The sequence below is a fragment of the Tepidimonas fonticaldi genome (assembly GCF_001675355.1).
Taxonomy (GTDB): domain Bacteria; phylum Pseudomonadota; class Gammaproteobacteria; order Burkholderiales; family Burkholderiaceae_C; genus Tepidimonas; species Tepidimonas fonticaldi.
Genome location: NZ_LZDH01000034.1, coordinates 1 through 19,785 on the forward strand (window position 1 = coordinate 1; position 19,785 = coordinate 19,785).

Annotated in this window: 18 protein-coding genes; 10 read left to right on the plus strand and 8 right to left on the minus strand. The window is 71.8% G+C overall.

All coding sequences use genetic code 11. The features are described 5' to 3' along the window. The 6 genes from A9O67_RS03520 to A9O67_RS03545 all read left to right on the plus strand — a co-directional run. A partial coding sequence (locus A9O67_RS03520) for a TonB-dependent receptor (protein ID WP_331711350.1) occupies positions 1-2,285 on the plus strand: 2,285 nt, incomplete at its 5' end. 18 nt (positions 2,286-2,303) lie between these two features. Next, entirely contained in the window at positions 2,304-2,990 is a 687-nt protein-coding gene (locus A9O67_RS03525) for a Fe2+-dependent dioxygenase (RefSeq protein WP_068607411.1), read from the plus strand. Next, on the plus strand, positions 2,987-4,057 hold the full coding sequence (locus tag A9O67_RS03530) for an alpha-hydroxy acid oxidase (protein WP_068607413.1): 1,071 nt from the start codon (positions 2,987-2,989) through the stop codon (positions 4,055-4,057). The genes A9O67_RS03525 and A9O67_RS03530 overlap by 4 nt, the downstream gene beginning before the upstream one ends. A 52-nt stretch (positions 4,058-4,109) precedes the next feature. Further along, entirely contained in the window at positions 4,110-4,940 is an 831-nt protein-coding gene (locus tag A9O67_RS03535; RefSeq protein WP_231960195.1) for an energy transducer TonB, read from the plus strand. A gap of 6 nt (positions 4,941-4,946) precedes the next feature. After that, entirely contained in the window at positions 4,947-5,696 is a 750-nt protein-coding gene (locus A9O67_RS03540) for a MotA/TolQ/ExbB proton channel family protein (protein WP_068607415.1), read from the plus strand. A gap of 24 nt (positions 5,697-5,720) precedes the next feature. Further along, positions 5,721-6,131: an ExbD/TolR family protein gene (locus A9O67_RS03545; RefSeq protein ID WP_068607417.1), complete on the plus strand. Its 411-nt coding sequence runs from the start codon at positions 5,721-5,723 to the stop codon at positions 6,129-6,131. A 34-nt stretch (positions 6,132-6,165) separates the two neighbouring features. Here A9O67_RS03545 and A9O67_RS03550 read toward each other — a convergent pair whose 3' ends face one another. Next, positions 6,166-6,573: a GlcG/HbpS family heme-binding protein gene (locus tag A9O67_RS03550; protein WP_068607419.1), complete on the minus strand. Its 408-nt coding sequence runs from the start codon at positions 6,571-6,573 to the stop codon at positions 6,166-6,168. 85 nt (positions 6,574-6,658) lie between these two features. Between A9O67_RS03550 and A9O67_RS03555 the strand changes: the two genes are divergently transcribed. After that, positions 6,659-7,348, plus strand: coding sequence for a Bax inhibitor-1 family protein (locus tag A9O67_RS03555; RefSeq protein WP_068607420.1), 690 nt, complete (start codon positions 6,659-6,661; stop codon positions 7,346-7,348). A gap of 187 nt (positions 7,349-7,535) precedes the next feature. Continuing rightward, positions 7,536-8,051, plus strand: coding sequence for a hypothetical protein (locus tag A9O67_RS13540; protein WP_197484422.1), 516 nt, complete (start codon positions 7,536-7,538; stop codon positions 8,049-8,051). A gap of 57 nt (positions 8,052-8,108) precedes the next feature. Here the strand turns inward: A9O67_RS13540 and rlmD are convergent, their stop codons facing one another. Genes rlmD through surE form a run of 4 tightly spaced genes read right to left on the minus strand, consistent with a single transcriptional unit; the run spans position 8,109 to position 12,318 of the window. Continuing rightward, entirely contained in the window at positions 8,109-9,617 is a 1,509-nt protein-coding gene (gene rlmD, locus A9O67_RS03565) for a 23S rRNA (uracil(1939)-C(5))-methyltransferase RlmD (RefSeq protein WP_082955330.1), read from the minus strand. Continuing rightward, positions 9,617-10,576, minus strand: coding sequence for a peptidoglycan DD-metalloendopeptidase family protein (locus A9O67_RS03570; protein ID WP_068607424.1), 960 nt, complete (start codon positions 10,574-10,576; stop codon positions 9,617-9,619). Before A9O67_RS03570 ends, rlmD begins: the two co-directional genes overlap by 1 nt. 18 nt (positions 10,577-10,594) lie before the next feature. Beyond that, a complete protein-coding gene (locus tag A9O67_RS03575; protein ID WP_068607427.1) occupies positions 10,595-11,431 on the minus strand; it encodes a protein-L-isoaspartate(D-aspartate) O-methyltransferase in 837 nt (278 codons plus the stop codon). Beyond that, positions 11,425-12,318 carry a 5'/3'-nucleotidase SurE gene (gene surE / locus A9O67_RS03580; RefSeq protein WP_068607428.1) on the minus strand — a complete coding sequence of 298 codons (894 nt, stop codon included), beginning with the start codon at positions 12,316-12,318 and terminating at the stop codon, positions 11,425-11,427. Before surE ends, A9O67_RS03575 begins: the two co-directional genes overlap by 7 nt. Before the next feature lie 115 nt (positions 12,319-12,433). On the opposite strand from surE, the gene A9O67_RS03585 reads away from it, so the two are divergent. Next, complete coding sequence (locus tag A9O67_RS03585; RefSeq protein ID WP_068607430.1) at positions 12,434-13,426, plus strand: NADPH:quinone oxidoreductase family protein; 993 nt, start codon at positions 12,434-12,436, stop codon at positions 13,424-13,426. 142 nt (positions 13,427-13,568) lie between these two features. Next, positions 13,569-14,969: a sodium:solute symporter family transporter gene (locus A9O67_RS13930; RefSeq protein ID WP_068607432.1), complete on the plus strand. Its 1,401-nt coding sequence runs from the start codon at positions 13,569-13,571 to the stop codon at positions 14,967-14,969. A gap of 46 nt (positions 14,970-15,015) precedes the next feature. Here the strand turns inward: A9O67_RS13930 and A9O67_RS03595 are convergent, their stop codons facing one another. From A9O67_RS03595 to A9O67_RS03605, 3 genes are all read right to left on the minus strand, one after another. Continuing rightward, entirely contained in the window at positions 15,016-16,107 is a 1,092-nt protein-coding gene (locus A9O67_RS03595) for a sugar phosphate nucleotidyltransferase (protein ID WP_197484423.1), read from the minus strand. Positions 16,108-16,186: 79 nt separating this feature from the next. Next, a complete protein-coding gene (locus A9O67_RS03600) occupies positions 16,187-17,413 on the minus strand; it encodes an efflux RND transporter periplasmic adaptor subunit (RefSeq protein WP_068607435.1) in 1,227 nt (408 codons plus the stop codon). Continuing rightward, the gene (locus tag A9O67_RS03605) at positions 17,410-19,782 is read right to left on the minus strand and encodes an ABC transporter permease (RefSeq protein WP_231960196.1); all 2,373 of its coding nucleotides are present in this window, start codon (positions 19,780-19,782) and stop codon (positions 17,410-17,412) included. The genes A9O67_RS03600 and A9O67_RS03605 overlap by 4 nt, the downstream gene beginning before the upstream one ends. Positions 19,783-19,785: the final 3 nt, after the last annotated feature.

Sequence of the window (19,785 nt, forward strand, 5' to 3'; positions counted from 1 at the left end):
GCCCCACCCACCCCTCGCCCGCTCCCCGCCGCGCCACCCCGCCCACCCCTGCGCGCAGCACGGCCGCGCTGCCGCTGGGGGCGCTGCTGCTCGCCAGCGGTCTGCAGGCCGCCGCCCAGACCGCCATGCCCGCCGGCGAAGGCGTGGCTGGCAGCCTGGACACCGTCACCGTGCGCGACGCGGGCGACCCGACCGAAATCCGCGCCAAAAGCACCCTGCGCGCCACCGACACCCGGCTGGGCAAAGGCCAGCAGGCCCTGCGCGACATCCCTCAGCATGTGACGGTGATGACCGAGCAACTGCTGGACGACCGCAACCTCGACGACTTTCGCGAGGTGCTCAAGGCGACCGCCGGCGTGACCTTCCTGGCCGGCGAAACCGGCGAGGAGGATATGCGCCTGCGCGGCTTCTCGCTCGGACAAGCGGGCGACATCTACCGCGACGGCCTGCGCGAGGGCCAGCTCATCACCCGCGACACCTTCGCGACCGAACGGGTCGAGGTGCTCAAAGGGTCGGCGTCGATGCTGTTCGGCAAGGGCTCGACCGGCGGCGTCGTCAACCAAGTCACCAAGCAGCCGTTCCTGATGGACCGGTACGAGGCAGAACTCACGCTCGGCAGCGGCGGCCACCGCCGCGTGCAGGCCGATCTGAACCGGCCCCTCGGCCCCGACAGCGCGGTGCGCCTGAATGCCATGGCCCAAAACAACGACAACTGGGGGGCGAAGGACGACCGCCGCGGCCTTGCCGCCAGTTGGCGCACTGGCATCGGCGGACGCGACGAGTTCCAGATCGACCTGTACCACCTGCAGACCGAGGGTCGCCCCAACTACAACCACCCCTGGCTGCTGACGGGCAGCGCCACCGACCCCACCCGAACCATCGTGCCGGTGCTGCCCGCCAAGAACTACTATGGCTTGGCCAGCGACTACCAAAATACCGAACAAACGGCGCTCACCCTGACCCACACCCACCGCTTCGGCCCGCAGGAGGAGCTGCGCACCACCGTGCGCCATGGCCGCTACGAGCGCGACCTGTGGGTAAGCGCCATCGTCTTCGCCCCCGCCGCGCAGCAGCCAGGGGGACAGGCGGTCTCGCTTGCCAACCCGCCCACGGACGCCACGCGGCTCAACCGCAATCCCAAAGGGCGCTATGGCCTAAGCGACATCACCCAGATCCAAAGCGACTACAGCCACCGCTTCCAGGCTGGGGGGCTGGCCCACCACCTGACGGCCGGGGTCGATCTGACCGTCGAGGACGCGCGGCGCAACAACAGCTTTGGCGGTGCCGCCTCCGGCCTGGGCACCACGGTGGGCACGCCCAACGACGGCGCCTGGCGGGCCGACACCCGGGGGGCGCCCCCGCTCAACACCTTCGACGCCGACAGCCTGGGTCTGTATGTCCAGGATGTGGTGGCCTTGACGCCGCACTGGAAGCTGGTGGGCGGGCTGCGCTTCGACCGCTTCCGCGCGACCTACCGCGACACCGCGGGCAACACCGGATCGGTCACCGAAAACCTGTGGAGCCCGCGCATCGGCGCGCTGTACCAACCGAGCGAGACGGCGTCCTACTACGTGTCGCTGGGCCAGTCGTACAACACCTCGGGGGACACCTACCAGTTTGCCCTGGGCACCTTCGCCCCGGGTGGCAGCAACGCCAAGCTGGCCAACACCCCGCCCGAAAAGAGCCGCAACGCCGAAATCGGCGCCAAGTGGGAGCTCTTCCAGCAGCGCGCCAGCCTGGGCGTCGCGCTGTTCCGCGCCGAAAAGTTCAACGAGCGCAACACCGACCCCGACAGCGCCGCCCAGCAAATGCTGCTGTCGGGCAAACGCCACGCCACCGGGGTGGAAATCAGCGCGGCGGGGCGCCTGACCCCGAAGTGGGAGGTGTTCTACAACCACACCTGGATTCCGAGCGCGCGCATCGACCGCAGCAACCAGGCCTTGTCGGCCAACGGCACCGGCGCCCAGGTCGAGGGCGACCGCCCCGCCCTCACCCCCCGGCACAGCCTGAGCGCCTGGACCACCTATCGCCTCGCCCCCCAATGGCGCGTCGGCATCGGGTGGACGCACCGGGGCGCCCAAAACCCCGAGGGCCAGCGCACCTATGTGGCGCCGTCCTTCACCGTCTGGGACGGCATGGTGGAGTACACGGTCGACGAGCGGACCACGGTCAAGCTCAACGTCACCAACCTGACCGACAAGCGGTATGCCGATGCGCTGTACCGCGGGTTCTACACCCCCGGGGCGCCGCGCAAGGTCATGCTGAGCGTCAAAACGGTGTTCTGAGTCCGCCGGAGCCCTGCCATGCTGCTGCACCTGAAAGGCGTGCTGACGCCCGAGGAGCTGGCCACCGCGCGCGGGCTGCTGGCCGACGAAGCCCTCTGGCTCGACGGCCGCACCAGCGCCGGCGCCCAGGCCTCGGCGGTCAAACGCAACGAGCAACTGGCGCAGGACAGCGAGGCCGCCCGCCGTCTGCAGGCCCTGGTGCGGGCGGCGGTCGGGCGCGATCCGCTGTTCTTCTCGGCGGCGCTGCCGCGGCGCCTGTACAACCCGCTGTTCAACCGCTACCGTCCCGACGCCCCTGCCTACGGCCCCCATGTGGACGGCGCGGTGCTGCATTCGCACGCCGACGACGCCTGGGTGCGGACCGACCTGTCGTGCACGCTGTTCCTCAGCGATCCGCAGGACTACGACGGCGGAGAGCTGACCATCCACGACACCTACGGCACGCACCGCATCAAGCTACCGGCCGGCGACGCCGTGCTCTACCCCGGCACCAGCGTGCACGAGGTGACGCCAGTGACGCGCGGCGCACGCCTGGCCAGTTTTTTCTGGATCGAGAGCATGGTGCGCAGCGACGAACAACGCCGTTTGCTCTTCGAGCTGGACATGAACCTGCTGCGGCTGCGCCAGCAGTTGGGCGAAACGCGCGAGACCCTGGCGCTCAGCGGGGTTTATCACAACCTGCTGCGACTCTGGGCCACGCCATGACCGCCAGCCCCCCCGACACCACACCCGCCGCGCCGCTGGCAGCGGCCGCCATCCGCGCCTACTTCGAGGGCGGCGCGGGCGACGAGGTGACGCTGCGCGCCAACGCCGCGGCCTGGCGCGCGATCGGCCTGCGTCCACGGGTGCTCGCCACCCCCCGGCAGGTGGACACCCAGGTCACGCTGCTGGGCCGGCGCTGGCCAACCCCCTGGCTGGCCGCGCCCATGGCCCACCTGGCGCTGGCCCATCCGGACGCCGAACGGGGCCTGGCCCTCGCCTGCGCCGCCCAAGGGGCGGGGCTGGTGCTGTCCACCCAGGCGAGCACGGCGCTGGAGTCGGTGGCCCGGGCGGTGTTGCCCGAGCCGCAGCGCGGGCCGTTGTGGTTCCAGCTCTACCCGTACGGCGAACGGGAGGACTGGCTGCGCCTCGTGCAACGGGCCCACCGCGCGGGCTACGAGGCGGTCGTGCTCACCGTGGACGCCCCGGTGCAGTGGGCGGGCGAGCGCGAGCGCGCCAGCGGCTTTGCGCTGCCCGCGGACTGGCCGCAACCCAACCTGCCCGCCCGCCCCGAAACCGGCACGCTGGAAGCCCTGCTGGCGCGTGCGCCCGACTGGGACGACGTCGCCTGGCTGCGGTCGCACAGCCCGCTGCCACTGCTGCTCAAGGGCATCACCCACCCGGCCGACGCGGACCGCGCGGCCGATCTGTGCGACGGGCTCGTCGTGTCCAACCACGGCGGGCGCGTGCTCGACGGCCTGCCCCCGACCGCCGCGCTGCTGCCGGCCGTGGTGGAGGCCGTGCAGGGCCGCTGCCCCGTGCTGGTCGATGGCGGCCTGCGCCGGGCGACGGATGTCCTGAAGGCCCTCGCCCTGGGTGCCAACGCCGTGCTGGTCGGCCGGCCGCTGGTGGCCGCCCTGGCCCAGGGTGGCGCCCCTGGCGTGGCCGCGTTGTGGCGGCGCTGGCACGACGAACTGCGCGGCGCCATGGCGCTGTGCGGGGCGGCGACCATCGACGCGCTGACGCCGGCCCTGCTGTGCCACGGCGCTTTCCACCCGTTGGAGTGTCTATGATCCCGATTGCGGTCCTCTTGGCCAGCCTGGTCCTCGTGCTGCTGGCGACGACATGGATTCTGAAGGCATGATGCGCGCCGCATTCGTCCCCCCGGCCCCTGCGCCGGCCCCCCCAACGCCGGGCCGCGCGACGATCCACCGTGCCCGGCTGCCGGGCACGGTGGCGGGGGTGCTGGCCGCGCATGCCGCGGCCTTGTGGGCCTTGCACGGGGCCTGGAGCGCACGCTCCCCGTCCCCACCCGCGCCCACCGTGGTGCAGGCCACTCTGCTGCCCGCGTCTTCTGCCGTGGCCCCCGCGCCGCCAGCCCCCTCGGTCGAGGCCCCAGCCCCGCCGCAGGCGCAGCGGCCCCGCCCTCTGGCCGCCGCCAAGCGCCCACCCAGCGCGCCGGCCCCTGCGCCCAGCGCAATGCCCGCCCCGAACGCGCCGCCGCCATCCGTTGTGCCGGCAGCATCCCCGCCCGGGCCGGCCGATCCGGCGCCCGCAACGGCGGCCGCCCCCACGCCTTCCTCGGTGGCGTCGGTGCCGTCCGCCGGCACCGCGTCCACCGCGCCGGCAACCGACGGGTCAACGGCCCCGGCGGCCGCCGCGCCCCCCGCCCGGATCGATCTGCCCTCGGCCAGCGCGGCCTACCTGAGCAATCCGCCCCCACCCTATCCGCCGCTGAGCCGGCGCCTGGGCGAACAGGGCAAGGTGGTCGTGCGCGTGCGCATCGAAGCCGACGGCACGGCATCGGCCGCCGAGGTCCGCACCTCCAGCGGCTTCGAGCGGCTGGACCAGGCCGCGCTGCAAACCGTCCTGCGCTGGAAGTATGTCCCCGGCAAACGCAACGGCGTGCCGGAAGCCATGTGGTATCTGATCCCGATTCAATTCGTCCTGGAGTGACCCCCGATGGAAACCAACCCCACCCCCGCCGCCTTTGGCCTGGCCCACCTGTGGGCCCAGGGCGATGGCGTCATCCGCACCATTGCGGTGCTGCTGTTGCTGATGTCCGTGGCCTCCTGGGTCGTCATCGTGCTCAAGGCGCTGGACCTGCGCCGGCACCGCGCCCAGGCCCGGCAGGTCGAGGCCTTCTGGCACAGCCGCGACTTCGCCGACGGCCTGGCCCGGCTGGGCGATGGCGGCGACAACCCGTTTTATCTGCTGGCCACGCAGGGCCGTGAGGCGGCAGCACACATCCGCGGGCTGGACGGCGAGCGCGCCCCGCAACTGCATGACGGCTTCGACGTCAGCGAGTGGGTCACGCGCGCCCTGCGCCACGCCATCGACGACTTCGTCGCCCGGCTGCAGGCGGGCCTGTGGATTCTGGCGTCGGTGGGCTCGACCGCCCCGTTCGTGGGGCTGTTCGGGACCGTCTGGGGCATCTACCACGCACTGATCGGCATCGGCACCAGCGGCTCGGCGGCCCTGGACCAGGTGGCCGGCCCCATCGGCGAGGCGCTTATCATGACCGCGCTGGGCCTGGCCGTGGCCATCCCCGCCGTGCTCGGCTACAACGCGCTCGTGCGCGGCCACAAGGCCTTGGTGCACCGGGTCAACCGCTTCGCGCATGAGCTGCACGCCTACTTCGTGACGGGGGCGCGGGTCGGGGGCGCGGCGGACGATGGCAAGGTGCGCCCCCTGCGCAGCGACGGCCGCTGACCGCCCCCACGACGGAGACCGACCATGGCGTTTTCGATCAACGACCCGGACGACGGCGAGCTGCTCAGCGAAATCAACATGATTCCGCTGATCGATGTGATGCTGGTGCTGCTGATCGTGTTTCTGATCACGATCCCGGTGATGAAGCATGCGGTACAGGTGGACCTGCCGAAAGCGGCGGCGCAGCAGCAGGCCCCGGTCCCCGAAGCCGTGAGGCTGACCATCGACGCCGACGGCCGCTACCTGTGGAACGATGCGCCGGTGAGCGACGCGGAACTGGCGACGCGGCTGGCCGAAGCCGCCGCCCAGGACCCGCAGCCCCCGCTGCAACTGCACGGGGACCGCGCGGTGCGCTACGAGCGGGTGGCGCAGGCGCTGGCAGCGGCCCAGCGCGCCGGGCTGCACAGCATCGGCTTCGTCACCGAGCAGCCGTGAACGCGGCGCCCGCCGCGCGCGCCACGGCGCGGGGTCACAGCCCGAGCGCGGCGATCCCGGCGCGGGCGATCTGGGCGTCCTCGCTCGACTTGACCCCGCTGACGCCGACGGCGCCGATCACCTCGCCCTCGTGGATGATGGGCACGCCGCCTTCCAGCAGGCCCTCCAGCGTGGGCGCAGACAAAAACGACGTGCGCCCCTGGTTGATGACGTCCTCGTAGACTTTGCTTTCACGCCGCCCCAGGGCCGCCGTGCGGGCCTTGGCCGGTGCGATGTGCGCCGAAATGGGCGCCGCACCATCCAGGCGCTGCAGCCACAGCAAATGGCCGCCCTCGTCCACGATGGCGATGGTGACCGCCCAGTGGTTTTTCAGGGCCTCCGCTTCGGCGGCGGCAGCGATGGCCTTGACGTCGGCGAGTTCGAGCACGGCGCGGGATTTCATGAACTTCTCTTAAGCAAAAGATTCGAAAGGCTGGCAAGCTTACCGCATTGCCCCTTGTCCCTCTCACCACAGGAGTGATCGATCCATGAGTCTGACCACCGTCTCCACGCGCCCGGGCACCGCCGTCGCCGGCGGCGAGCGCCAGCGCGTGCTGCGCAACACCTACTGGCTGCTGGCGCTGAGCCTGGTGCCCACGGTGCTGGGCGCCTGGATCGGGGTGAGTACCGGCATCACGGCAGCCCTGTCCGGCGGCGTCGGCGTGCTGGTGTTCCTGGCGGGCGCCTTCGGCTTCATGTTCGCCATCGAACGCACCAAACATTCGGCCACGGGCGTGGCTGTGCTGTTGGCCTTCACTTTCTTCATGGGGCTGATGCTGTCGCGCCTGCTGGCTGCGGTGCTGGGCTTCGGCAACGGGGCACAGCTCATCATGACAGCCTTCGGTGGCACGGCCGGGGTGTTTTTCGTGATGGCCAACCTGGCCTCGATCGTCAAGCGCGACCTCGACGGCCTGGCCAAATGGCTGTTCTTCGGCGCCATCGTGCTGTTGATCGGCGGGCTCGTCAACGTCTTCGTCGGCAGCACGGCGTTCATGGCGGCCCTGTCGATCATGGCCATCGGCATCTTCAGCGCCTTTTTACTGGTGGACCTCAAGCGCATCGTCGATGGCGGCGAGACCAACTACATCACCGCGACGCTCGCGCTGTACCTGAGCCTGTTCAATATCTTCCAAAGCCTGCTCGCCCTGCTGGGCATCTTTGGCGGCGAACGGGACTGATCGACGGAACGGATCGGCCCGGGGCCGGGCCGCCTCCACCGCGCCAAGCGGGCCAAGCGGGCCAAGCGGGCCAAGCGGGCCAAGCGGGCCAAGCGGGCCAAGCGGGTCAAAAGCGACGGCTTTGGCCCGCTTTTTGGTGCATGGATGGGGGTAGCCAGCCACTCCCCGGTGGCCGACAATCCCCACCATGCGCTTGCTCACCGTCGCGTCCACGCCGCCCGTGCCGCCCCCAGCGCCACCCGCCCGGTCCGGGCGGGTGCGGGCCGTGGCGGCCTTGCTCGCCTGTTCGGCCCTGCTGGGGGGGTGCGACATGCTGGGCATCGACACCCCCGCCAAGCAGGCGGCGCGCCGCGAGGCCGACGGACGCGCGATCGGCGCGGGCTGCCGCCACACCCAGCGCAGCCTGGAAGACTGTTACGCCGCCAACCCGCGGGCGGCCAAGGCGGCGATCTTTGCCGGCTGGCGCGAGATGGACGAGTACATGCGGGAAAACAACATCCCCGCGATGCCCTCCGCACCGGCGGCCCCGGTCAAACCGGCCGAATCCACCGGCCCGAGCGAGGAGGTCGTCGCCCCCTCTGCCGCCAAACCGTCGGCACCAACCGCGACCCCGCCCACCGGCAGCATCGTGCCGCGCATCGCACCCCCCGCTCCGGCCACCGCGCCACCCTCCGCCCCCGCTGCCCCTGCCGCCAATCGCTGACCGGCTGACCGGGCGCGTGGCCCGCATGTGGCCGCGCATGGCCACAGCGATCCATCCTCAGCACTCGTCCGGCCGGTCAAAGACCGCGATGCTTTCGACGTGCGCCGTGTGGGGGAACATGTTGACCACGCCCGCCGCCGTGCACCGATAACCCGCCTGATGCACGAGCAACCCCGCATCGCGGGCCAGGGTGGCGGGATTGCAACTGACGTACACGATGCGCCGCGGGGGACGCCACGGCTCACCGGTCGGGGTGGGGGTCACCTGCGCTCCGGCCAGCGCGGCCTGGTGCAGATCGGCCAGCGCCTTGGCCAGCGCAAACGCGCCTTCGCGCGGCGGGTCCACCAGCCAGCGATCGGCCACGCCGTCGGCCACCAGTTGCGCCGGCGTCATCTCGAACAGGTTGCGCGCGACGAACGTGGTCGGCGCCAGCCCCCCGCGCCGGGCCTGGTTGCGCTGCCAGTTTTCGCGCGAGCGCGCCACCAGGGCCTCGCTGCCCTCGATGCCCAGCACCGCGCCCGCCTGGGTCGCCAGCGGCAGCGTAAAGTTGCCCAGCCCGCAGAACCAGTCGATGACGCGCTCGTCTCGGCCCGCCTGCAGCAGCCGCAGCGCACGCGCGACCAGCACGCGGTTGATGTGCGGATTGACCTGGGTGAAATCGGTGGGCCGAAACGGCATGACCAGACCGAACTCCGGCAGACCATACGACAGCTCGGGCGTGCCGTCGTCCGCGTCCAGCCGGTGCACACTGTCCGGTCCCTTGGGCTGCAGCCACCATTGCACGGCAGCATCGGCGTGCTCGCGGGCAAAGTCGCGCAGGCGCTGCCGGTCCGCATCGGACAGGGGCTCCAGGTGGCGCAGCACCAGCGCGGTCACGCCGTCCCCGCAGGCCAGCTCGATTTGCGGACAGGTCTCGCGCGCGTCCATGCCCATGAGCAGGCCGCGCAGGGGCCGCAGCAAGGCGCTCACATGCGGGGGCAGGACGGCGCACGAGTCCATGTCCGCCACGTAGCGGCTCTTGCGCTCGTGAAAACCGATCAGCACCTCGCCCTTTTTGGCGACATAGCGCACCGACAGGCGGGCACGCCAACGGTACCCCCAGGCGGGCCCGGCAATCGGGCGCAGCACCTGCTGCGGCCGCACCTTGCCCAGCCGCCACAGGTTGTCTTCCAGCACGCGCTGCTTGATGGCCACCTGCGCCAGCGGCTCCAGATGCTGCATCTTGCAGCCGCCGCAGGCCCCAGCGTGCAGGCCAAAGTGCGGGCACCGCGGGACGACGCGCAGGGGCGAGGCGCGATGCAGGGTGCGCAGCTCGGCGGCTTCCCACTGGTTCTTGCGGCGGGTGACCTGCACCTCCACCCATTCGCCGGGCAGCGCGCCCTCGACGAAAACCACCTTGCCATCGGGCCGGCGCGCAATGCCTTGGGCCTCCAGGTCCAGCGCCTGGATGCCCAGCGCGTCGGCCGGTATGCCCGGGGGGCGCGGGGAGTCGGTCGCGGGCGTGGCGGCGGTGGCGGAGGCGTCGCCGGGCAGGCTGCCGGCGCTCCAATCGGGGGCCTGGCTCATCAGCGGCTCGGCAGCAGGCTCAGCGGATCGATGGGCTTGCCCTGCCGCCGCACCTCGAAGTGCAGCTTCACCCGGTCGGCGTCGCTGCTGCCCATTTCGGCGATCTTCTGCCCTTGCCTAACCGTCTGGTCCTCGCGCACCAGCAGGGTCTGGTTGTGGGCATAGGCCGTCAGATAGGTGTTGTTGTGCTTCAAGATGATCAGGTTGCCGTAGCCGCGCAGATCCGAGCCGGCATAGACCACGCGCCCGTCGGCTGCGGCCAGCACGGGGTCCCCGGCTCGGCCACCGATGCCGACCCCCTTGCTGCGGGTTTCGTCGAATGAGTAGAGCACCGGGCCGCGCGCCGGCCAGACCAGGGCGATCGCATCGCCATTGGCCGCGGGGGCCGGCGTGGGCGCAGCCGCCGGGGCGGCCGCGGTAGCAGGGGCGCTCGCGGTCGCCGGCCGCGATCCGGCCGCCGCGCCCGGCGCAGCCGCGGGAGCGCTGGCGGTGTTGGCGCTGTTGGCGGCATCGAGCGGCCGCGCCTGGACGCTGGCCCCGGTGACGGGCTGGGTGGTGACGGCGGCCGTGGCGGGAGTCGCGCCCGGGGGCACGACGCGCAACACCTGGCCCACCTCGATCAGGTGGGGATTGGTCAGACCGTTCCAGGCCGCGATGTCGCGCCAGCTCTGCCCCTGCTCGAGGCCGATGCGGTAGAGCGTGTCGCCGGGGCGAACCGTGTAGTAGCCCGGCTTGCCGGCATTTTCGCTGCCGGGCGGGGCGGCGACGGGGGCAGCCGGCGCAGAAACGCTGCGGGACATTGGTGTGGGTGCAGGCGAGCGATCGACGACCGGCGCCTGCCGCGCGGGCTGCTTGGGGGCAGCGCAGCCGGCCAACACCAGGGCGGCGCCCAGCAGCACCCCCCACAGTCGGGTCGCATGGGTGGTCGAGGCCAGGATCCCGTGTCGTTGGCGATTCATGGGTGCGTACGTCCTCCGTCAAGCAACCCCGGATTTTAGGGGGACGAACCACACGCCCTCGAGCACCTGGCGCTCGAACCCCTTTGGCGTGCGCTCCACCACCACCAGGCTTTGCCGGCCGGGCTGGAGTTCGGCCGGGGCCACCAGCCGCGCACCCACCGCCAGCTGCTCCAGCCACGCCGTTGGAATGTCCTCGCCGCCGGCCGCGGCGATGATCCCGGCATACGGCCCCCCTTGCGCAAACCCTGGCATGCCGTCGCCAAAAATCAGATGGATGTTTGGAATGCGCAGCGGCCGCAGGTTCTCGCGCGCCTTTTCGTGCAGCGCCCGCAGGCGCTCCATGCTGTAGACCTCGTGGCACAGATGGGACAACAGGGCCGCCTGGTAGCCGCAGCCGGTGCCGATCTCCAGCACGCGGCCCAGCGGCAACGACCGCCCCGCGCACAGCAGCTCCAGCATGCGCCCGACGACGCTCGGCTTGGAAATCGTCTGCCCCCAGCCGATCGGCAGGCTGGTGTCCTCGTAGGCCTGGGCCGCCAGCGCGGAATCGACGAAACGGTGGCGCTCCACCCGCTCGAAGGCCTGCAGCACGGCGGGGTGTGTCAGACCCAAATCGGCCAGCCGCCCCACCATCGCGCGCCGCACGGCCGCGGAATCCAGCCCCACGCCCGCCACCGGCGGTGGCGCGGGCGCGGTTGCCCGCCCCGACGGGCGTGTTGCTGCGCTGCCCGGACCACCGGGGCGCCCACCGGCCGCCGCGGGCGCCACCCGGTCCAGCGTCGCCGGGAAGCGCGGCCGCGCACCCGCCGCCGCGGGCGCGGCCGCAGGGGGGGCGTCGGGCCGCGGCTTTACCATGGGCGCTGGTCTGAATGGCCTGCCTGGGAGGGATCGGAGGTATGGGGAGCGTGGGCCCCAGCCGGCACCCCCCGCCCCCCGGCGCCGGCCACGGCGGACAAAGCGGCGGCGGTCTGCGCCCAGTAGGCCAGCCGGCCGTGGTCGGTCAGATCGATCTGCAGCGGCGTGATCGACGCATAGCCCTGGCGCGTCGCATGAAAATCGGTGCCCTCGGCATCGTCCTTGGCGGGCCCGGCTGCGCCGATCCAGTACATGGTCTCGCCGCGCGGATTGACCTGGGTGATCACCGGCTCCGCCGCATGGCGGCGCCCCAGGCGCGCGACCTTGAAGCCGCGGATGGCCTCGCGCGGCAGGCTGGGGATGTTGACGTTGAGCAGCCACGGGCCGGGATGGGCGGCATCGGGCGCCGCATCGGCCATGGCGCGGCGATGCGCCTCGGCGGCCGGCTGCAAGGCCCGCACCAGCTCCGCGGCCAGGGCGGCGGCGGTATCCAGATGGGCCCAGCCCTTTTCCGTCAGAGAAAACGCAATGCCCGGGATGCCGAACAGATAGCCCTCCATGGCCGCGCCCACCGTCCCGGAGTAGATCGTGTCGTCACCCATGTTGGCCCCGTTGTTGATACCGGAGACGACCAGATCGGGCCGGTAGTCGAGCAGCCCCGTGAGCGCGATGTGCACGCAGTCGGCCGGGGTACCGTTGACATAACGCACCCCGGGGGAAGCGCGATGCACATACAGCGGGGCGTTGAGCGTGAGCGCGTTGGACTTGGCGCTGTTGTTGTGCTCGGGCGCCACGACCTCGACGTCGGCAAACGCGGACAGCGCGCGGGCCAGCGCCACGATGCCCGGCGCCTGGTAGCCGTCGTCGTTGGAGAGCAGGATCCTCATGGCGAGGCATTGTAGGCGGCCCGACCGCAACGCCGGTGACACCCCTGGGGGGCGCCCGCCCCTATGATGCCGCGACTCCCCGCGCAAACCACACATCACCCCAAGGAGACACCGGATGCACGCCTGGCTGTGCGAAAACCCTGTGGGCGTCGACGCCCTGACCTGGAAGGAACTGCCGACCCCGACCCCCGGCCCGGGCGAGGTGCTGGTCGAGATTGCGGCCGCGAGCCTCAACTTCCCCGATCTGCTGATCATTCAGAACAAATACCAGTTCAAGCCCCCGCTGCCGTTCGTGCCGGGATCGGAGTACGCCGGGACCGTCCGCGCCGTCGGCCCGGGCGTGACGAACCTGCAGCCGGGCCAGCCGATCGCCTGCCTCAGCGGCACCGGGGGGTTTGGCACCCACACCCTGGCGCCGGCCGAACGGTGCATCCCGCTGCCCGCGGCGTTCGACCTGACGGACGCCGCGGCGTTCATCATGACCTATGCCACGTCCTACCACGCCCTGATCGACCGGGCAGCGCTGCAGCCGGGCGAGACGGTACTGGTGCTCGGCGCGGCGGGTGGCGTGGGCACTGCGGCCATCCAGATCGCCAAACACCACGGCGCCCGGGTCATCGCCGCCGCCTCCAGCGCCGACAAATGCGCCCTGGCGCAACGCCTGGGGGCCGATGCGACGCTGGACTACTCGGTGCACACGGCCGGCGGGAGCTTTCGCGACGAGATCAAGCGGCTGACCGAAGGCCGGGGGCCGGATGTGATCTACGACCCGGTGGGCGGTGAGCTGGCCGAGCCCGCCTTCCGCTCGATCGCCTGGCGGGGCCGCTATCTGGTGGTCGGCTTCGCGGCGGGCCCCATTCCGCAACTGCCGCTGAACCTGCCGCTGCTCAAGGGCGCGTCGCTGGTGGGCGTGTTCTGGGGCGACTTCGCCCGCCGCGAGCCTCAGGCCAACGCCGCGATGCTGCAGACGCTGGCGCAGTGGTATCTGCAGGGCCACATCAAGCCCGTGATCGACCGCGTGCTGCCCATGGAACAGCTGCCCCAAGCCTACGCCTTGATGGCATCGCGCCGGGTGATGGGCAAGGTGGTGTTGCGCAACGCGCACTAGAATCGCGGTTCTCGAACGTCGCCAGGGGAGCCCTGAGCCGCCGTGACCGGCGCGCAACGGGCTGAGAGTGGGCGTGGGCCATGGGGGCCGACGACCAGACCCTGGAACCTGATCCGGTTCGTACCGGCGGAGGAAGTGCGACATGAATGCGTTGCCGATCGCTACGGTGGGTGGGGCCTTGCTCGCCTTTTTGTGGGTGGGTCTGCGGGCCCGCTCGGCGGACACCACCCTCGATGAATACCTGACCGCCCGCGGCTCGCAGTCCGCGACCACCCTGGGCCTGTCCTTTCTGGCCTCGGGGCTGGGGGCGTGGATTTTGTTCGTGCCGCCGGAAATCGGCGCCTTCGTCGGCCCGGTGGCACTGGCCGGCTATGCCATCGGGGCGGCGTTGCCCTTCTTGGTGCTGGCGTGGTGCGGCCCGGCCATCCGGCGCCGAATGCCCGCCGGGCGCAGCCTGACCGAGTATGCCGGTGAGCGGTTCGGGGGCGCTGTGCGCGGCTGGGTGCTGCTGCTGTCGCTGCTGTACATGCTGTGCTTTCTGACCGCGGAGCTGACCGCCATCGGCGGCATCGTGGCGTTGCTGACCGGGCAGGACGGGCGCTGGGCGGTGCTGGCCGTGGCGGCCGTCACGCTGATCTACACCGCCTGGGGCGGGCTGCGCGCCAGTCTGGCCACCGACCGCTGGCAGGCGTGGTTGCTGCTGGCGCTGCTGGCCTGGGTGGGTGCGGTGGTCGTCCAGGCGCCGGCACCCCCACCGGCGTCCACGGCAGCTGCGCCATCGGCGCCGGCCGCCGCTCCCCTGCCCGTGGGCCTGTCGGTGGCGCTCACCCTGGTGATTGCCGTCACGGCGGCCAACCTGTTCCACCAGGGCTACTGGCAGCGCATCTGGGCAGCCCACAGCGAGCGCGCGCTGCAACGCGGCGCGTGGCTGGGCGCCGTGACGACCGCGGCCGCCATCGCGCTGGTCGGGGGATTGGGGATGCTGGCGGCCCAGCAGGGCCTGCCCTTGGGGACGCCACCGGTGCCGTTTTTTGCGCTGGTGCAGCATGCGCCGGACTGGGTTGTCGCGCCGGTGTTGGTGCTGGCCGTGGCCCTGGTGGCGTCGTCGGTGGACACGCTGCAAAGCGGCATCGCGGCCCTGCTGGTGACGCAGCGCCGCCAAGCATCGCTGGCCGGCGCACGCTGGGCCACCGTGCTGCTGATGGTGCCGGTGGTCGCCGTGGCGTGGCAGGGCCTGTCGGTGCTGCGGCTGTTCCTGGTGGCCGACCTGCTGTGCGCCACCGCCGCGGTGCCGCTGCTGCTGGGGCTGTGGCGGCGCACGCCGCGCCACGCGGCGCTGATCGGCATGGCGGCCGGGCTGGTCGGCGCCGTGCTGCCGGACGCCTGGGCCGCCGGCAACCTGTGGCAGGGGCTGGTGGCCGCCACCTTCCCGGCCAACGTGCCGACGCTGGCGCCGTTCGCCGGGGCGCTGATCGCCTCCACCGCCGCGACGCTGACGCTGGCGTGGCTGGCGCCCGCGCGCGAGCCGGCCGCCGGGCGCTGACCAACCTCCCGTCGGACTGGACGGCCTGCCGTGGCGGAGGCCGCCGTCAGGCGCGCGCGTCGCCCCAGCGCAGCGGGCAGCGGTCGTCGCCGACGTAGGTGGCGCGGCCGTGGCGGTCGACGCAGTAGCTCGGCGAGACGATCATGTCCTGGAACAGCATGCCGGCGCCGATGCGCGTGTACTCGAACAGCACGCTGCGCTCCACGCGCGAGCCGGCGCGCAGGTGGCTGCCGTGGCCGATCCACGCCGGCCCGACGATCGAGCAGCCCTCCTCCAGCCGCACGCTGGAGCCGATGTAAACCGGCCCGGTGACCTGCACGCGGTCGAAGTCGATGCGGGTGTTGAGCCCCACCCACACGCCCGGGCGCACCTCGGTGCCGGGCATGCACAGGTCGGCGATCTCGCCGCTGATCACGCGCTGCAGCACCGACCAGTAATCGCTGACGCGCCCGATGTCGATCCAGTGGAACGGCCGGCTCTGCGCGTAGAACGGCAGGCCGCGCTCCACCAGCAGCGGAAACAGCTCCGCGCCGATGTCGAACACCCGCCCCGACGGCACCAGGTCCAGCACCGCCGGCTCGAAGATGTAGATGCCGGTGCTGGCCAGATTTGAGCGCGCCTCCTCCGGCCGGGGCTTTTCCTGGAACGAGACCACGCGCCCGTCCTCGTCGGCCACCACGATGCCGTAGTTGCCGACCTGCTCGCGCGGCACCGGCAGCGTCACCACGCTGGCCAGCGCCCCCTTGGCGCGGTGCTCTGCCAGCGCGGCGGTGATGTCCAGGTCGACGAGCGCGTCGCCGCACAGGACGATGGTAGTCTCGTCGAAGAAGCCGCTCATGTCCTGGATGCGCTTCATGCCGCCCGCGGAGCCCAGCGGCCGCGGCAGGATGTCGCCGTGCTCGTAGACGCCCTCGTAGGAGTAGCCGATCTCCACGCCCCAGCGGCGCCCGTCGCGGAAGTACTGCTCGATCTTGTGGTGGTTCCAGGCCACGTTGACCATGATCTGGCGCACGCCGTGCGCGGCCAGCCGCTCCACCAGGTACTCCATCACCGGCTTGTCCAGGATGGGCACCATCGGTTTGGGCAGGTCTTTGGTCAGCGGACGCACGCGGGTGCCCTGCCCCGCGGCGAGGATCATGCCTTTGGCCATTCGATGTCTTGACAGCAATCAGGGTGCGTGAATTGTGCCAGCCCGGGGTGGGGGGGCAGCAGCGCACTCAGCCCGATACTTGCCCCGGCGCCGCGCGGGGACGGAGCCGTTGCCCATCGCGCACCAGTTGTCCCGGATACAACACCACGGTGTCGCCGGCGCGTACACCGTCCGTGATCCAGGCCACGTCGGCGTTGCGATCGCGCAACGCCACTTGGCGCGCGACGGCGCGCCCGCCTTCCACGACCAGCACCTGCCAGCCCGCGCCGTCGCGCACCAGCGCCCCGGTGGGGACCAGCGTGACCCGCTCCTGCGCCGAGACGACGATGCGTGCCTCGACCCGGTAGCCATCCCCCAGAATCGCCTCGGCGGGCGGGCCCTCCAAAGCCAGGACGACCGGCACGCGCTGCTCCTCCACGCCCAGCGCGGACACTTTGGTGAAGGCCGTCGGATCGATCCGGGCGACCCGGGCGGTCAACGGGGGTACGGCGGGCCCCACCGACACCGTGGCGGGCGCCCCCACCGCAATGCGCAGGGCGTCGGCGGACAGCACATCGACCACCGCCTCCAGTTGTGCCAGATCGGCGATCTCGAACAGCGCCTGACCGACATTGACCGGCACCGCGCTGTCCACATGCCGCTTGAGGATGCGCCCGCCCACGGGGCTGCGCACCGGCCAAGGGCGCCCCGGCGCGCCGCCGTCCGCCTGGGCCAGCGCGGCCCGCGCCTCGGCCACGGCGTAGCGCGCGCGCTGGCGCTCCGCCTCGGCGGCGGCCAAGGCCTGGGCGGCCGCGCGCTCGCTCCGCTCGGCCTGCTCCGCAGCCGATGGCGCGACGAAGCGCTGCTGCGCCAGATCGCGCGTGCGCTGCAGGTCGGCGCGCGCCTGATCGTGGGTCAGCCGCGCCCGCTGCCCCTGCGCGTCGGCCGCAGCCAGCGCAGCCTCGCTCGCGCCCACGCGCTGCTGCAGCACGGCGCGCGTGCGCGCATCGATCAGCGCCGGCGCCGCCGGATGCAGCACTGCCAGCACGTCCCCGGCGCGCACGTCCGCGCCCACGTCCAGCGTCGGGCGCTCCAGGCGCCCCTGCAAGGGCGCCGCGACGGTGTAGCGCTGTACGGGCCGCAGCCGGCCGTCCTCCTGCACCGTCTGCTCGAAGCGGCCCTCGTGCACGGCGGCCACATCGACCACCAGCGGGCGCGGCTGCAGCACCCACGCCCCCAGCACAGCCACCCCCAGCACCCCAGCCGCGATGGCTGCGCGTCGCCCCCAGGGCGACCGTGTCGGTGTCTCGTTCATTCCCTCACCTTCAAAACCGCGACCAGATCCAGCCGGTCGATGTGCCGGCGCACCAGCCAGGCGCTGACCACACCCGCGGCCAGCACCACCAGCGCCGCCCCGGCATACGTCGCCGGCGCGATCACGACCGGAAAATCGATGGCGTCCGACGACATCAGCCGCATCAGCAGATGCGCCAGCGCCCAGCCGAGCGCCGCCCCCACCGGCAGGGCGAGCAGCAGCTCCACCGCCAGTTCGGCCAGCAGCAGCACCGACACCTCCCGCCGCGTCATGCCCAGCACGCGCAGGCTGGCCAGCTCCCACGCCCGCTCCGACAGCGCGATGCGCGCGGCGTTGTAGATGATGCCCACCGCCATCGCCACGGCAAACGCGGTCAGGATGCCGCTGAAGACACCCATGTTGCGCTCGGTGCGGGCGTTGAAGGCGCGCACCACGGCATCCTTGTCCACCACCGCGCTGATGAAGGGGGCCGATTTGACCGCCTGCCACAGGGCCTCGCGCTGCGCCAGATCGGCGTGCAGGGCGGCATGGGTGACGCCGTCGCCGTCACGTGCCAGCCGGTTGAGCGCCGCCAGCTCCATGTACAGGGCCTTGCCGAACTGGGTGTGCACGATGTCGACGATTTCCACCTCCACGACACGCCGGTTCCACAGCCGAAACGCCACCGTGACCCGGTCGCCCGGGCGCAAGCCCAGCTCGCGCGCCAGCAAGGCCGAGGCCACCGCCCCCTGCGCGGGCAGGGTCAGCGGCCCGCGTGCCTCGTCGACCACGCGCAGCAGCCGGCCATGCGCGGGCAGGGCGGACAGCACCGTATCGACGCGCCGCGCACCCGCCTGCAGGCGCACCGGCTCGTTGCGATAGCCCTCGGCATCGATCACACCGGGCAGCCGGCGCAGATCGTTCACCACGGTCGCCGGCATGGGCCGATCGAAGTCCACCCACACGTCCCCCTGCTGCACCTGCCGAAACTGCACATCCACGATGTGCGCGATCGCATCCAGCCAGAACGCCCCGGAAATCTGCAGCGCCACCGCCGCGGCAATGCCCAGTACCGTCAGGCCGGCACGCAGGGGCCGGCGCTCCACGTTGCGCACCACCATGCGCGCCGCCGCCGTGACATGGCGGCCATAGCCCAGGCGCTCGATCAGGGTCGGGCGATAGCCCGCCGGCACGGGGGGCTGCATGGCCTGAGCCGGCTGCAGCCGCACCACGGCACGGATCGCCGTCCACGCCCCCAGGGTCGCGCACAGCACCGCGATCAGCGCGGCCGTCACGATCAACCACGGGGCCGTCGCATACGCCAGGCGGCCAAAGCGGAACACCTCGGCATACACCCACAGCATCAGCCGGCCGATGGCCTGGCTGCCCAGCAGCCCCAGCGCCACGCCCAGCAGCGCGATCACCAGCGCAAAGCGCACATAGTGCCGGGCGATGGCGGCGTTGGCGTACCCCAAGGCCTTGAGCGACGCGATCTGCGCCCGCTGGGTGGTGACCTGCCGGTGCAGCACGACGTTCAGAATGAACATCGCCACCGCCAGAAAGATGCCCGGCAGCACCGTCCCCATCACACGCAGCTGCGACAGCTCGTCGGTGACGATCTTGTGCGACATCTGCAAGTCGCGGCCCGTGGCGCCGAGCGCACCAAACCGCGCCAGCAGATGATCGACCTGCGCAATCACCGGGGCCGGCGCCGCGCCGGGGTGCAGCCGAAGCGCGACGCGATTGAACGCGCCCGTCATGTCGAACGCCCGCGCCATGCGCTCGTCGTCGATCCACCAGACCCCGAACGACTCGTCATCCGGCATGTCGCCGCGCATCGCAAACACATACTCCGGCGTCGCCACCGTGCCGACGATGCGCACCGCCTCGCGGCGGCCGGCCAGGATGGCATGGGCCACGTCGCCGGGGCGCAAGCCGCGCGCCACAGCAAACCGGTCGGTCACCACGGCCTCCAGCGGACCGCCCGCCTCGGGCCAGCGGCCGGACAGCAACGTCAGCGCATTGAGCCCCTGGCGCCCCTGCTGGGCACGCGCCAGATCCAGCCCCACGAAGCGCCCGGACACCGGCGTCGCGACCCCGGGCAGATCCACCTGGGCATCGAACACCACCTCGGTCTTCACCTCGGCCACCCCGGGCACGGCGGCCAGCCGGTCGCGCACCGCCAGCGGCGCGCGCTTGACCGCGACGAACACATCGGCAAAGCGGTTGTCGCGGTAGAAGGCGTCCCGCGAGGACAACAGCGAGTCGTAGACGGCAAACATGCCCACGAAGCCCGCCACCCCGATCGCCACGACGACGGCAATCGTCAACACCTGGGCCCAGAGCTGCCGCAGATCGCGCCAGAGCTTGATGTCCAGGGCCCGCACCATCCC